This is a genomic window from Sphingopyxis macrogoltabida (genome assembly GCF_001314325.1).
Taxonomy (GTDB): Bacteria; Pseudomonadota; Alphaproteobacteria; order Sphingomonadales; family Sphingomonadaceae; genus Sphingopyxis; species Sphingopyxis macrogoltabida.
Genome location: NZ_CP009431.1, coordinates 78,580 through 92,132, shown reverse-complemented (window position 1 = coordinate 92,132; position 13,553 = coordinate 78,580). Strand labels below are relative to the sequence as shown.

Genomic DNA, 13,553 nt, shown 5'->3' with positions numbered 1-13,553 from the left:
CGTCACTGACGATCGGCCGCTAGCCCGCCCCACTGCCGAAGCCATGGCTGGATGCGGTTCATCGCGTCCGCGACCTCGCCATAATCAACCTGCATGGCCCTGATATTCTCAACGCGTTCGACATTGGCCGGAGTCGCCACACCTGCATGGAGCGGCATGTGCGCCGCCGCCGTCGCCATCATCTGCTCGGCTTCCGGCGAGACGAGAAAGTCCGCCAGCTGTCGCGCAGCGTCGGGATTGGGACCGCCGCGGATCAGGACCACGCTTGTGGGCATGACCAGCGATCCCATACCCAGCCGATCGGGATAGACGATCGTGACAGGCGCGCCATCCTTCACGGCTTCGTAAGCATCGTCGGTATCGGTAAGCCCGAACGTCACCTCGCCCGCCACGACCAGCCTGCGAACCTCGCCGTTCGAACCGGCGACCCGTACATCGTTCGCTTTCAGCGCCTCGAAGAAGCGGCGAGCCTCCTCCTCCCCGAGCGTGGCGAACAGCGCCGCGGCGTGCATGGTCGTCGTTCCATAGAGCGGATTGGCGATGGCCGCTTCGCCCTTCCACCGGGAATCGGCAAGATCGCGCACCGAGGATGGCATGGGGCGTCCGGCCAGCCGCTCGCGATTGACGAGGAGCACGCGCGCGCGGGCGGCCGTGCCGGTCCAGCGGCCCTGCGCATCCCTGAACGTGGCAGGAATTTCTGCCGCATTCGCGGGCACGTAAGGCGCGACGAGACCGCGGCCGATGAGCAGGAACGGGCGGACCGGGTCTCCCGACCAGAACAGGTCCGCGCGCGGATTGTCCCCTTCGGCGATCAACCGGTTGAGAATCCCGGTGCTCTTCGTCTCTTCGGTATCGAACACGGCGCGGACTCTGATCCCGGTCTTTTCTTCGAACCGGCGGAACACCGGTTCGGAGTAGACCTGGTCGACGGACGTGTAGGCAACCACTTCGCCCGCGGATGGCGTTTCGCCGTCCGAGCAGGCGCTGACGAATATCGCTAGCAGGCAGGCAAAGGCGGCGGCGATTTTCGATCCAGCCATTTTGCACATCCTAACGTGAAGGTTGCGAGGCAGCGTCGAGGTTCGCGATCCGCAGATCGTCGAAGCGGGTGACGCTGTCCGCCTTGGTCCACACGCCCACCCTGCCCGCGCCGGTGAAGGTCCGGTCTTCAACCTCGAACAGCTTGCGCCCGCCGAGATAGACTTCGAACAGCGGCCCTCGGGCCGTGACGCGCAATTCGCCCCAGCCTTGATCGGGCACGTCCGCGTCGACGCCATAGCCGCTGCCCGTGCCTCTGACAGGCAGGTCGCTGCGCTTGCCGTTCTCCATCTTGTAAAGCACGACGTTGTCCTCGAGCGCGTTGGCCCGCACGACATAGTAGTTGTTGGGATCGCGGTAGCGCCAGACGAGCCCGGCTGCCTGGTCGACCCGTCCCGAAACCGGCTGAAAACGCACGCTCAGGTCGACATCGGTCGCCTGGAGATTATCATAGATCAGCACCGGAAAACGCGAATTGGTGCGGTCGGCGTCCGTCTGCACCACGGCATTCGCGCCCGACGGAGCGCCTACGACACGTTCGACCCGCCAAGCGCCGGGCCGTCCCTTGTTGACGGCCGACGTGAAGCCGGAGGGGACCGCCCCGGCCGCCTCCGCCTCGAAGTCGATCATGAGGGCATCGGCCGGCATGGGCTGACCGGGCTCCATCGCGTTCAGAGGCGGCGGTGTTGCGGCTTCCTTGCAACCGAGGAGCGCGAGGGCGAGCAGTGCAGAGTGAATTTTCACATGACCTCTCCTTAACGGGCAAAACATTCGGACTCTTGATCCGGCAAACTACAAACCGCACAATGCGCCGGCGCGAGCGGCCAGTGCCGCCCTATTTCGTCGGCGGCCAATTGTGCGTCTCGCCCTGGCCCGAACGGCACCAGGCGAAGAGCGCATCATACATCGTCATGCCGTGGCGAAGCATCTCGTGGTCGTCGGGAAAAATCGACGACAAGCCCAGCGAGATCGCGAACAGCCCGCCTGATTGCGGGGTGAGGTCGAGCCGCGAGGTGTCGGCACCGCGCACGATCACAGCGAGCTGCTGGAGCGCCTTGTCCTCGCCGAGACCGTATTTGTCGAGAAAGGCATCGAAGCTGCACTTCTCGCCGACATGGCTGAGCTCGACATTGGGGATGTCGTAGGGGATCGCGTCCTGATCCTCTGCGACGGCCAGCACCTGATCGGTCGGCACATAGAGGAACTCGGGCGCGTCATCGATGAACCGGGCGATCAGCCACGGACAGGCGATGCGGTCGATCTTGGGACGCTCGCGGGTGACCCATTTCATAGCGGACCTCCTCTCTTTCGGGAACCCGATCGGCTCAGGTGGCGGCGAGCCGGAGCGCCTGTACGTAGCGCTGCTCGACCGTCTCCCAGTCGATGTTGCGGAAGAAGGCATCCACATATTTCGCGGCGGCGGTGCCGTAATCCATGTGAAAGCTGTGCTCATACATATCGAGCGCGAGCAGCGGCACGCCGGCGATTGCGCCGTGCATATGATCCCACGCCCAATGGTTGTGCAGCGAGCGGGTGTGGAGATTGTAGACGAGTACGCACCAACCCGATCCGCCGGCAAGACTCATGCCGGTGCGGCGGAAGTCGGTCTCCCAGCGGTCGAACGAGCCGAACGCCGCGCCCAGCGCGTCGCGGACCGAGCCGGCTGCTTGACCGTTGCCGCCCAGCCCGTCGAAATAAACCTCATGGAGCACGACCGAGCCGGTGCGGTGCAGCTCCTCGCGCTTGAGGCCGCCATAGACCACCGGCGGCAGGTCCGGGTCGGCGAGCGCGGCGGCAAGCCGTGTCTCGATCATGTTCAGAGCCTTGACCGAGCCGGCATAATTGTTCTCGTGGTGCGATGTGATCAGCCTTTCGGAGAGGCCGTCGAGCCGGGCGGGATCGAACCTGAGCGGCTTGACCTGATGGTTGCCGGCAAAGGCGGGGACAGCCGTCCGCACTGCGGTCGGCGTCTGCGCGGAGGCTTCGTTCATAGTCATGGCGGCGGCTCCTATGCCAAAAGTTGCGATTGCACTGCGCCGGGAGAGGCTATCGATCGTCACATTTCAATCCTTTAGATGATGAGCGCGTAGGCTGCGGACGAGCTGCTGGAGCATCATCGAGTTCATCGCGATAAGTTGCTCCCTGTTCGGTCTGTTAATTGTGAAGCCGTGCAGGGGGGTGAAATCGAGTGAAACGAATTGACGGCCCGTGGCATTGAACCGTTTGACCGCACCGCTGTAATTGTTTTCATAATGGCTGATGTTGAGGCGCTTCGACATGCACTTGATCCGTGCAGCGTCGGAAGCGACCGGTTTCGTGTAGACCATGTATTCCTCTCCTTCGCTCTCTTGGAGGATGGTGCGTCGTGAATCATCGGAACAGGATAAGGCCGGTCGCCGCTGCGGCGAGAACAACCCACAGGATCGTTGTCTTGGCCTTGAACACGTAAAGAGCCGCGAGAGAGACGGCGAAGATCGCGAGCGGGATCACCACGCCGGGCACGTTCACGAGCGTCTTATAGCCGAGTTCCAGCGTCGTGGCGGCGATCAGCCCGACGACCGCTGCGGATATTCCTTCCAGGAAGGTTCTGATCTTTTCGTTATCCACCAACCGTTCAAGTTGGTCGTGGAAGAACAGAGAAAAGCTGAACGCCGGCAGGAAGATGCCGACAGTCATGACGATCGCTCCGAGCGGGCCGCCGCCGAAGTATCCGATGAAGGTCGAGAAGATGATCAGAGGTGCCGGCAGGATTCCGGATAGGGCGAGGCCGTCGAGGAACTGCGCATCCGTCATCCATCCATTGCCGACTGCATCGGCGCGCAGGAACGGAATGACGGTGTAGGCCCCGCCGAAGGTGAGGAGGCCGGCCTTGAGACCCGAGAAGAAGAGCTCAAGTAGCGACGGCTTTTGGCTCGCGACAGATTGAGCCGCGGACGCACTTCCGCCGACGTAACCAGCGAACATGATCCAGGCGAAGTATAGCCCGACTCCGACGAGCACGGCTAGGAGCAGGCTGGCCGGCAACGGTTGATGACGCGCCGCGAACACATAAGCGAGGCCTGCAATCGGAAGGGTGATCCAAAACGGCGTGCCGACGAGAGCGGCTAGACCGGCGACGGCCGCGATGCCCCAGAGCCAGCGGTCGAGCAGGATGTGGCCGCCAATTCGGTGCACGGCGCGCACGATCAGGGCGATGACGGCCGGTTGAACGCCCAGAAACGCCGCAGTTGCGGCTACAGTCTGCATGATACCCGTCGAGAGATACAACCAGGACAGCGCGAACATCAGTACGAAGCCGGGCAGCATGAACCCCAAGCCTGCAAGAAGGCCACCGAGCTTTCCTTTGGGAAGCGTGCCAAAGAATACGCACAGCTCGTGGGCTTCCGGACCGGGAAGCACCTGATACACCGCGAGGATGCGGTTGAACCGGGGGCCAGAGACCCAGCGCTCCTCCTCGACCAACTCGCGGCGGATCATGGCGATTTGGGCGATCGGGCCGCCCCAGGCCAGGAAGCCAAACCGCAAGAACTTGGCGAAGATTTGTGCATAAGAAAGCTGCGGCAAAACGCCTCCATCTTCCGCAGAACTTACGACCTCGCCCGCCACATTTGTATTCATTCGCTACGTTCCTCAGGTTGACCGTTATCTCTCGTCCGATAGCCCAGCGCCTTGCGCTGACTGTCGGTCTAAGGGTTCCGCCGGGTGAAGTGAGCATAGAAACTGTCGAGCGCGGCCGATCCGCGCGCGATCCGCTCCTCGTCGTCGTCGGTGCCGGCACAGATGCCGGCGATCAGTGCGCTCACGCCCGGCGTCTCCGGCCGCTCGAACCGAGCATCGGCAATATCGAGGTCGTGAACAATTTCGCCGAGCGCCCGCAGCGCCGGATCGGTCTCGAGACCGGAACGGACCACCAAGGCCTCGAAAGTGCAGCGGTCGCCTTCGTGGGTGAACTCAGCGTCCGCCATGTCGAACCTCAGTTCGTCAGGCTCCGGCGCATAGCCCTTGCCCTCGACGAACTTCAAGCTCGCCTCGGGGTCGATGAAGCGGCGAATGAGCCAGGCGGAGGCGATGCGATCGACATGGACATGGCGGCGCGTTACCCAAACGCGGCGCTTTAGCTCGGCCGGGGTCAGCTCGGGCGCACCGGGGCCGCTCACATCGGGATGTTGGTGAGAGCGGCGTTCTGCCTCGGCAATGGCGGCCTCAGTCGCCTGCCGGCCGTGCGCACCGAAAAAGTCGATAGCGGCGATCTCGTTCAGGCGCTTGCGCAAGCGGCTCACATCCGCCGCCGCGACATACTCGCTCTCGCACAGAGCGCGCACCTCGCGCGTCAACTCCTCATAATCGGCGTCACGCGCAGCGTCGAACACTCCGCGCAACTCCGCATCGCCCATTCCGCCGGCAAGCCGCGCTTCGAGGATCAGCGCCTCGCCGCCATTCTCGGTGATCTCGCGATGCAACTCTTCGAACAGCGCGCGCGTGTCCTCCCGATTGGGGAGCGCATGAACCGCGTTCTTGAGCGGCGCGGCCCCGATCGCCTGCAAGCGCCGCCACACCTTTACCCGCAAGTAGGCAGGTTTGGCGGGGAGCTGCGGGATCAGCAGCAACCAAGGGATGACTTGTGTGCTTGTCATAGTTGTATCTCGGTCATCCTACGAGTGTAAGGGTTGCATCACAAGTCTAATAAGCATAGGACTGCGTGCTGCGAAGACAGAAAGCGGAGCGTCCTGTCGGGTAGTCCCGGGTCGCGCTCGCGAGACGTTGAGTCGTTCGTGCCGAGTGCGCTGATGAAGGATCAATTATGCTGAAAAAGACCCTCGCCTTGGGATTCACCAGCCTCCTGCTTGCAAGCCCGGCATGGGCAGCGCCGGACTGGTCGGCGGTCGACCGGGCGATAGGACGAGCGGGAGCAGAACAGGCGGGGGGCGTTCACCGTTACAGCTTCCCGCGTTCGGATCTAAGCGTCACGCTGGATGGGGTAACGATCAAGCCCTCCCTCGCGCTCGGCTCCTGGGCGGCGTTTCAGCCGATGGGCGATGAGGCGATGGTGATGGGCGATCTCGTGCTGACGCACGACGAGGTGAACCCGGTGATGAGTCGCTTGCTGGCAAGCGGCTTCACGATCACCGCGCTCCACAATCATCTGCTTCGCTCGTCGCCGGCGACCATGTATATGCACATTGCCGGCCACGGCGATCCGGTGAAGCTCGCGGCCGCGCTCCGGCAAGCCCTGTCGGCCAGTCGGACCCCGCTCGCCGCGCCGCAATCGCCCTCGGCCAGCGCAACCGCATCGCCGCTCGATCTCGACACGGCCGCGCTCAACCGATTGATGGGCGGTGAGGGCAAGACCGCTGGCGGCATCCTCCAATACAGCTTTCCGCGCGCCGAGCGGCTGATGGACGGCGGCATGGAGACTCCGCCGACGATGGGCACGGCGACCGCGATCAACTTTCAGCCGACCGGGAACGGTCGAGCTGCGATCACTGGCGACTTCGTACTAGTCGCAAGCGAGGTCGATCCAGTCCTGCGCGCGCTGCGAGCGAACGGGATCGAGGTCACGGCACTGCATAATCATATGCTGAACGACGAGCCGCGGCTGTTCTTCATGCACTTCTGGGCCAACGACGATGCGGCCAAACTCGCTCGCGGGCTGCGCGCGGCGCTCGAGACGATGAACAATCAGGAGAGTTGAAACCGGACGACGGCTCATTGGGCCGTAACCGCCGCCCGCTCGACCCCACGGCCCTCATCCAGGAAGTGGAATGGAACATGGCTAGCAAACGAACTCTCACTGTTGTCGTGGGCGTAGGCGCGGCCGCGCTGGCGATCGCGGGCGTGGCGATGGCGCAAAACCACGAAGAGAACGAGAACCGGATCATCGGCGAGCACAGCGAAAGAGACATCCCGCTCGGTCAGGTGCCTCAGGCCGCGATGAACGCCGCACGCGCGCAACTCGCGTCAATAAGCAAAGCGGAGCAAGTCACCCGAAAGGCGGACGGAAGCACGCTCTATGAAATCAAGGGTAAGAACAACGACGGCAAGACCGTTGAGCTGTTCGTCACGCCTGAAGGCCAGGTGCTCGGCCGCGAATGATGAAATCTCGGCGGGTCGGCTGTCGGCAGGCCGGCCCGCTTACCTCGCATGCCATGTCACGAGACGGGAGACTGAAAATGAGGCCAAGGCAATTGATGTTGTTCTGCGCTGTCTTGGCCGCTCTGCCAGGTAGCGCGGTCGGCCAAACAGAACCTGCTTCGGCGATGGGCTCGGCGCTGCTCGCGAGCTGCCAAGCGAATGAGCCGGGATGCGGCGCTTACCTTCAAGGCGTGCTCGACATGATGATCGTTGCGCGAAAAGCGGAATGCCGTGCTCCACGCTACGACCGGGCGGCGCTCCGCGCTGCTTACTTGCGCTGGGCAGAGCAGAATAGTTATTTTATGAGCGTTCACATGGTGGCGGGCGCTGAGCGGGCGCTAACCGAGGCATGGTCGTGCGAGGCGGGAGCCGCCCAGCCTAGGCATTAATACAGGGCGGCGATTGTGTGGCTCGCATGGCCAACCGACGATCTGGCGCACCTCGTTTCGGCGATTTTGGACGCAACCAACGAGGCCCGCCGCCGCCGCCATCGCAGAAGCCAAAGGGGCCTTCGATGCATCGCTTGACGCTGGATCATCTCGAGACGCTGATCCAGCGTCAAGCCGTATCACTCGGCTTCACCGAGGGAGGCGGTTCCTCATAGCAAAAGCTGGACAGCAGTCCCCTGCCCTTCCAGCAGTTTTACGGCCTTCTTGTCGAACGACACGAAGGTCTCGCCGCCGAGCCATTGGCCGTCGAAGGCGACAACCCCATCCGCGAAATCGCCGCCGGCATCGAGCACAGCCAGGCCGCTTAAATCGTCGGGCGGTTGGCAACCACGTTGTGCATAACAAAGGCGTGGCGGATCGCGGCGGAAATGTCGGTACGTTGCACGCCGCAGCTTCGACCCAGCACCCAGGCGAACTCACAGAATGCATGGACGCTGATCGCCACCAGCTCGGCCGCCTCAAGCGTCTCGATCGCCGTCTTTTGCTGCGCTTCATCGTCTCCCACAATCAAGCGCAGGAGCACGTTGGTATCGAGGCAATCCCCTCCAAGGTGCACGCCGGTGCGCCTCATGCAGATTGATCACTCAACGCCATCACACGCATGCTCGATCCCCTTCGATGCGGGCGACGGAACCAGAATGTCCAAGTCGTAAGAGCCCCTAGAATGGTGAGCCCGAGCCCGGATATCGTCATGACTAGCTTGTATGGCAGACCTCCTACCGATGCCGCATGCAACGGGTAGACCATGTTGAAGATCTTGGAGCCGGCGGGCAGCGCATCGCTACTCCGCGCTTCCACCAAGCGCCCGTCCGTAGGGTCGAACCACAAGGTGGTGCGACCATTCGGTAGCCACTCCTGCGGCTGCTTCATTCGCATCGAAATCAGATCGCCGTGCTTCTTCGGCAGCATCAAGGTCCGGAACTCCGCGGCAGGGAAGCGGCGTCGTGCTTGTCCGAGCACGGCGCCCCAGTTTACCGAGGGGGAGAGTGGCCCTCCTGAAAGCTTCGGCGCTGCCGTCGCGTCCCGCATCTCGGTCGCCGACGACCAGGGGCTCAGAACGACATAGGCGAAGGGTCGCAAGGTCAACATCGCACCCGTCAGCAGCGAGATGAACAGCAGGGGACCGAGGGCGATGCCGGCGTCTCGGTGATGGCGCACAATTGCAGAACGACTCATCCGCGCGGGCCAAGGACGAAGTTTGAAGGACCGGCGCGATCGGCACCACAAGACTGAGCCGGTGACTACGAAACAGAGGCCGATCAGCGCCAGCCAACCCGTGACAATCGCTCCGGTGTCACCCGCCCACAGATAATGATGGAAATCGAGCAGCCACAGTTCGGGGCGATCCCACTTGCTCTCCCACTGCGCAACGACCCGACCAGTCTGATCGGTATAGGCACCCGCCTCCTTGTCGAAACGGAGATGGTGCAGGCCGAAATCCTCCGATGCGAAGATGATTGATCTCGGAACCTGAGCTGGAGTCATCACGCTATCAAGGGCTGCGGATAGCAGCGCCACATCCTGTACCTGGGGATCACCCATGTGGGGCAATGACATCCAGTTATACTTATGGACCAGGATCGCGCCCGACAGGCCGAGCAGCGCCAGGAGGATGCCGAGGCATCCTCCAGCCCAGCGATGCAGGAGGTCCACCAGCTTCATCAGGATTGATTACCCCCGGTCAGCATGTTCACCGCTTCGGTCAAAAGCTGGCCTGCCAGCGCAGCGTCACCGCCCGACCGCGACCAGCGACGTAGTTGCCGTCGTTCACGTTGTTCGACGTCTGCGAGAAGTAGGTGATGTACTGCTTGTCCAATATGTTGCTGACGGCGACCGTGAAACGGCCCATTCGTTCCGCGTCATAGAACAGCATCGCGTCCACCAGGCTGTAGCCTGTAAAATCGTACTGCGCCGGATTGCCCTCGAAACGGCGATCGAAGAGACGCGACATCTGAACGCGGCCCCGCAGCGCGGATGTCAGCGGCGCCTCCAGAAAGACGTTGAGCCGATCGGGCGCGATGTTGCGGCCGTCCAGATCCTTGTCGACGACATTGTCGCCGTTGCTGTCGTAGCGGCCCTCCAAGGCGGCGAAGTTCGCGCCGATCCGAGTTCCGGCCGGGAAGCTATAGCTTGCCGAAAGTTCGAGGCCCCTGATCTTCGTCTTCTCACGCTGAATCACGCCAGCCCCGCCGATCACCTGGATCCGCGAGCCCAGATTCGACTTGGACCAGAAGTAGCTGGCCGACAGGTCGAACCCGTCGCGGCGGTAAGCGACACCGGTTTCGATGTTGTCGGCGATCACCGGCTGGAGGTCCACCAGCTGATCCACGGTCTGACCGGGGGATCGTACGGCGCGAAGGATCAGGCCGGCGTCGGGCATCGTGAACCCTTGCGCATATGATCCGAAGAGCGAGAGACCGTCGCGCGGCTCGAACACGATGCCGGCGTTCTTCAGGAGCTTCTTGAAGCTCGGCATGCCTCCGCGCACGGCCGTCGAGTTGGCGCTCGCGATGGTGGTGAAGTCAGGAACATCAAGCTTCGCGTGCTCGTAACGCAGCCCGCCCGAAACACGGATGCGCTCGTCGAGCAGCTTCTGCTCGAGCTGAATGAAGGGTGCCCATCCCTTGTAGATCATCTCGGGAACCCAGAGCCGGTCCGTCTGCGCCAGCTCTTGGAACGTCTTGTCGCGCAGGTAATCGACGCCCGTGACAAGCTGAAGCCCGGGCAGGATCACATCCTGCCAGGCATAAGTCAGCTTCGCGCCATATTTCTCTGAGCTTAAGGCGGACTGATCGAAGAGTGTCCCAACGGGTGCAATCGTCGGATCTTGGAAGACGGGGAATGTGTCGCCGCCATACAGTGCGTAGAAGTCGTAGTAGAAGCCCTGGAGCGTCAGCGAACCGCCCAGGAGATCACGGTGCGCGTAGGTGAGCGTGAAATTGCGCGCCTCGTTGCGCGTCGGATCCCCCGGCCCCTCGCCCTTCACCGAGGTGGCGGGGCGCCCCGCAGCAATGCTGCCCGGCACGCCCACATAACTGCCGCGACCTCGCTGATCGAAGAGATTGGCCATCAACTCGAAGCGCTGTGCAGCACCGATATCAAGACCCAGCTTGGTGAACAGGCTCCATCCCTTGGTATCCATGATGTCGCCCTGGGTGGTATCCACGCCCACCGGCTTGCCGTTGCCGTCATAGAACAGATCGGTGAGCTCGTGGGTCGCACCGACGACGAAATCGAACGCACCGAGCTTCCTCGCGGTGAGCGCGGCCAGCTTGTAGTGAAAGCCGTGGTCTTCGAAGTCGTCCGTGCTTCCCTCGAGTGTGACCCGGTTCAGCCAGTCCCCATTTTCGGGCGCGGTTGTCGTCACATAGTTGATGACGCCGCCTGTCGCGCCGACACCCTGGATTGCGTTGGCCCCGTAGATGACTTCGACGCGCTCAACGAACGCGGGGTCTACCGTGAAGCCGCTGCGCTTGCCGTCCCGCAGCGGCGTCGACTGAGGAATGCCGTCTACCATGTAGAGTGGCGTCCGCCCGCGCAGCGACTCTCCGGTGCTTGTCATCTTCTGCCGCCCCGGAGCGAAGCTTGGGATCGAGAAGCTGAGGCTGTCGATCAGGCTCGGACTTACAGCAAGCTGGGCGTCCAGTGTCGCGCGATCGAGCACCTTTACGGTATTGGGAATGGCGGTGATCGGCGTTGGCACGCGTGTGGCCGAAACGATAATTTCGTCGCTCGGCGGCCTGGGCGCGCCAGATGTCTGCACCTGAGCGTGCGCTTGGCCCGCCAAGCTGACGATGAGTATCGCCGATCCACATACCATGTTCGTTCGCATGAGCACCCCTCTGCTTTTGCGGGTGCACTAGCTGGACCGTCCCGCTAATGCAAGTCAGTCGCACTTAGAATTTGGTCATATCCGGATAGCGGGTAAACGCTTCCCACTAACTCGACCTCGCCGACGATCTCTTCCCCTGATCGAATGACCCTTCGGGGCTTTCTCTTCCGCGTTTCCCGCTTCGCGTGAGCACTCGGCGCGGCAATGCGGACACGTCATTTATGGTGATCTAGGGGCCTGTTCCGGCCCCCTGGCGCAAGGGCTAGACCGTATCAGCCGCAAGCGGCCTCCCTTGGCGATCATGGGGGTTTCCCCGCCCTTCCTTCGCTGCGCTTTCGTGCAGGGCGGGAGATCCCCCTCCCCCATGACCGGCCCATCTTTGCGCCATTCCCCGACCCACTTCGCCAGCGGGCAGAAGTCGATGGCGCACCATCGCCTTCGGCTCGATTCTAGGAAGGGAACAGGACATGGCACGCAGCACCGACAAGGCCCGTAAGACCGCCACCACCACGGCGCGGATCGACGTTTATGAGGAAGTCACCAACCAGATTGTTGAGCTGCTAGAGGCAGGCACCCGCCCTTGGTCCCCCCGCTGGGCATCGGGCGCGGCATCGCTTCCGCTTCGCCATGAAGGCACCGCCTATCGCGGAATAAATATCCTGTTGCTTTGGTCCGCCGCCATGTCGCGCGGCTATGCGAACCCCTATTGGATGACCTACCGGCAAGCGCACGAGCTGGGCGGACAGGTCAGGAAGGGCGAGAAGGGCAATCTTGTCGTTCATGCCGGCACCTTCACTCCGAAGGATGACGAAGCCGACCAGCGGCCCGCCGAGGGGGAGGACGGTGAGGACCGCGCCCGCCACTACCTCAAGCGCTATATCGTGTTCAACGTCGAGCAGATCGACGGCTTGGACATGACCAAATATCCAGCGCCGCAGGTCGAGATTAAGAACCGCGACGACCGCGACCCCGAGCTTGATGCAGCCTTTTCGCGCTACCCCGTGCCCTACCGCGAGAGCGGCAACAGCGCCTATTATCACCCGGTTGCAGACAGCATCACCATGCCCGCCTTTGCCGAGTTCGTGAGCGGCAACGCCTTCTATGCGACCCTCGCGCATGAGGCCATCCACAGCACCGGCCATACGTCCCGGCTGAACCGCGAAACGCTCTACGAGTACGGCAAGAGCAAGGAAATCCGGGCCGCCGAAGAACTGATAGCCGAGATCGGCGCAGCCATGCTTTGCGCGCAGATCGGCATGGAGCCGACCGAACGGGAGGACCACGCCGCCTATGTTGCGTCCTGGCTCAGGGCCCTTCGCGACGACAAGCGGGCGATTTTCCGCGCAGCGACCGCCGCACAGGCAGCAAGCGAGCTGATCCTGTCGCACATGGCAGCGCTCGCGATGTCCCGCGCCGCCTGACCAGCGCCGCCCTCTTCCCCTTTCCCGAAGGATCGAGCGATGCTGAAGACACCCCCGAAGATCGAACTTAGCTGGCGCGATGAGAACTACGGCTCCGTCTATGCCGTGACCGCCTTCCGCAACTATGCCGGCACACTGGATTGGAGCGACCGCACCCACCAGCGGTTTCGCGGATACCTGAAACGGGCCGGTTTCGAGTTCCACTATGGCCGTTGCAGCTATATCGCCAAGAGCGGCGAACGCGAAGAACGGCAGCGCGCCCTATCCGGCGCTACAGCCCCGGCGACCCTGCCGGGCACGGCTCTATATCACTCTATCGAGCGCCGACCGAGCCGCCGTTGCGGCGTCTCGGCCCATGCGGGTGACGATCCTCGCGTGAGGTGTGCCACGTGGCACATCGCATAGTCGCGCTCGCGCGAAGTCGATTTGCTGGCGCCCCGGCCCTCCCCCGGAGGCCCGGCATGTCGCGGGGAACACCAAGGGCTGCTGCCCTTTCGTTCCCGAAGGAAAATAGACGGCCCCGTGTGGTCCGCCAAGCGCGGCACCCGACGCCTTATCGGCGTCGGCCGCGCTAGGGCGGCCTGCCCGCACCAGGCCATCGATTTTCCTCCTCCCTCCCCATCCCGCTCCTCGCCGGAGAGGCAGAAGCCGATTGCCGCAGCAAGCGGCTTTCAGCCTCGA

14 protein-coding genes and 1 pseudogene are annotated in these 13,553 nt (G+C 63.0%); 5 read left to right on the top strand and 10 right to left on the bottom strand.

Features of this window, described 5'->3' with window-relative positions:
• Positions 1–2 precede the first annotated feature (2 nt).
• From LH19_RS27325 to LH19_RS27295, 7 genes are all read right to left on the bottom strand, one after another.
• Positions 3–1,040, bottom strand: a complete 1,038-nt coding sequence (locus LH19_RS27325) for an extracellular solute-binding protein (protein WP_082396458.1) — start codon at positions 1,038–1,040, stop codon at positions 3–5.
• Between the two features lie 10 nt (positions 1,041–1,050).
• Positions 1,051–1,782 carry a LamG domain-containing protein gene (locus LH19_RS27320; RefSeq protein WP_145923704.1) on the bottom strand — a complete coding sequence of 244 codons (732 nt, stop codon included), beginning with the start codon at positions 1,780–1,782 and terminating at the stop codon, positions 1,051–1,053.
• A gap of 91 nt (positions 1,783–1,873) precedes the next feature.
• Positions 1,874–2,329, bottom strand: a complete 456-nt coding sequence (locus LH19_RS27315; protein WP_054735619.1) for a chromate resistance protein ChrB domain-containing protein — start codon at positions 2,327–2,329, stop codon at positions 1,874–1,876.
• Positions 2,330–2,363: 34 nt separating this feature from the next.
• The gene (locus LH19_RS27310; protein WP_201258496.1) at positions 2,364–3,035 is read right to left on the bottom strand and encodes a superoxide dismutase; all 672 of its coding nucleotides are present in this window, start codon (positions 3,033–3,035) and stop codon (positions 2,364–2,366) included.
• Between the two features lie 66 nt (positions 3,036–3,101).
• Entirely contained in the window at positions 3,102–3,365 is a 264-nt protein-coding gene (locus tag LH19_RS27305) for a hypothetical protein (protein ID WP_054735613.1), read from the bottom strand.
• A gap of 43 nt (positions 3,366–3,408) precedes the next feature.
• Positions 3,409–4,656 (bottom strand): chromate efflux transporter, encoded by a 1,248-nt coding sequence (gene chrA / locus LH19_RS27300; RefSeq protein WP_082396452.1) that lies wholly within the window; start codon positions 4,654–4,656, stop codon positions 3,409–3,411.
• 68 nt (positions 4,657–4,724) lie between these two features.
• The gene (locus LH19_RS27295) at positions 4,725–5,672 is read right to left on the bottom strand and encodes a chromate resistance protein ChrB domain-containing protein (protein WP_234716253.1); all 948 of its coding nucleotides are present in this window, start codon (positions 5,670–5,672) and stop codon (positions 4,725–4,727) included.
• A 167-nt stretch (positions 5,673–5,839) separates the two neighbouring features.
• Here LH19_RS27295 and LH19_RS27290 point away from each other — a divergent pair, with 167 nt between their 5' ends.
• Genes LH19_RS27290 through LH19_RS29900 form a run of 3 tightly spaced genes read left to right on the top strand, consistent with a single transcriptional unit; the run spans position 5,840 to position 7,559 of the window.
• On the top strand, positions 5,840–6,730 hold the full coding sequence (locus tag LH19_RS27290; RefSeq protein ID WP_054735606.1) for a DUF1259 domain-containing protein: 891 nt from the start codon (positions 5,840–5,842) through the stop codon (positions 6,728–6,730).
• Positions 6,727–7,131, top strand: coding sequence for a PepSY domain-containing protein (locus LH19_RS27285; protein ID WP_234716252.1), 405 nt, complete (start codon positions 6,727–6,729; stop codon positions 7,129–7,131). The genes LH19_RS27290 and LH19_RS27285 overlap by 4 nt, the downstream gene beginning before the upstream one ends.
• Positions 7,128–7,559, top strand: coding sequence for a Rap1a/Tai family immunity protein (locus tag LH19_RS29900; RefSeq protein ID WP_407696759.1), 432 nt, complete (start codon positions 7,128–7,130; stop codon positions 7,557–7,559). The genes LH19_RS27285 and LH19_RS29900 overlap by 4 nt, the downstream gene beginning before the upstream one ends.
• Before the next feature lie 209 nt (positions 7,560–7,768).
• On the opposite strand, the pseudogene LH19_RS27275 reads toward LH19_RS29900, so the two are convergent.
• The 3 genes and pseudogenes from LH19_RS27275 to LH19_RS27265 all read right to left on the bottom strand — a co-directional run bounded on the left by LH19_RS27275 (position 7,769) and on the right by LH19_RS27265 (position 11,451).
• A pseudogene (locus tag LH19_RS27275) lies at positions 7,769–8,190 on the bottom strand (type II toxin-antitoxin system VapC family toxin).
• Positions 8,187–9,281, bottom strand: coding sequence for a PepSY-associated TM helix domain-containing protein (locus tag LH19_RS27270; protein ID WP_054735599.1), 1,095 nt, complete (start codon positions 9,279–9,281; stop codon positions 8,187–8,189). The pseudogene LH19_RS27275 and the gene LH19_RS27270 overlap by 4 nt, the downstream one beginning before the upstream one ends.
• A gap of 40 nt (positions 9,282–9,321) precedes the next feature.
• A complete protein-coding gene (locus LH19_RS27265; RefSeq protein WP_082396451.1) occupies positions 9,322–11,451 on the bottom strand; it encodes a TonB-dependent receptor in 2,130 nt (709 codons plus the stop codon).
• Between the two features lie 467 nt (positions 11,452–11,918).
• On the opposite strand from LH19_RS27265, the gene LH19_RS27260 reads away from it, so the two are divergent.
• Positions 11,919–12,872 carry an ArdC family protein gene (locus LH19_RS27260; protein WP_054735593.1) on the top strand — a complete coding sequence of 318 codons (954 nt, stop codon included), beginning with the start codon at positions 11,919–11,921 and terminating at the stop codon, positions 12,870–12,872.
• A 39-nt stretch (positions 12,873–12,911) separates the two neighbouring features.
• Positions 12,912–13,277, top strand: coding sequence for a hypothetical protein (locus tag LH19_RS29585; RefSeq protein ID WP_234716251.1), 366 nt, complete (start codon positions 12,912–12,914; stop codon positions 13,275–13,277).
• Positions 13,278–13,553 lie beyond the last annotated feature (276 nt).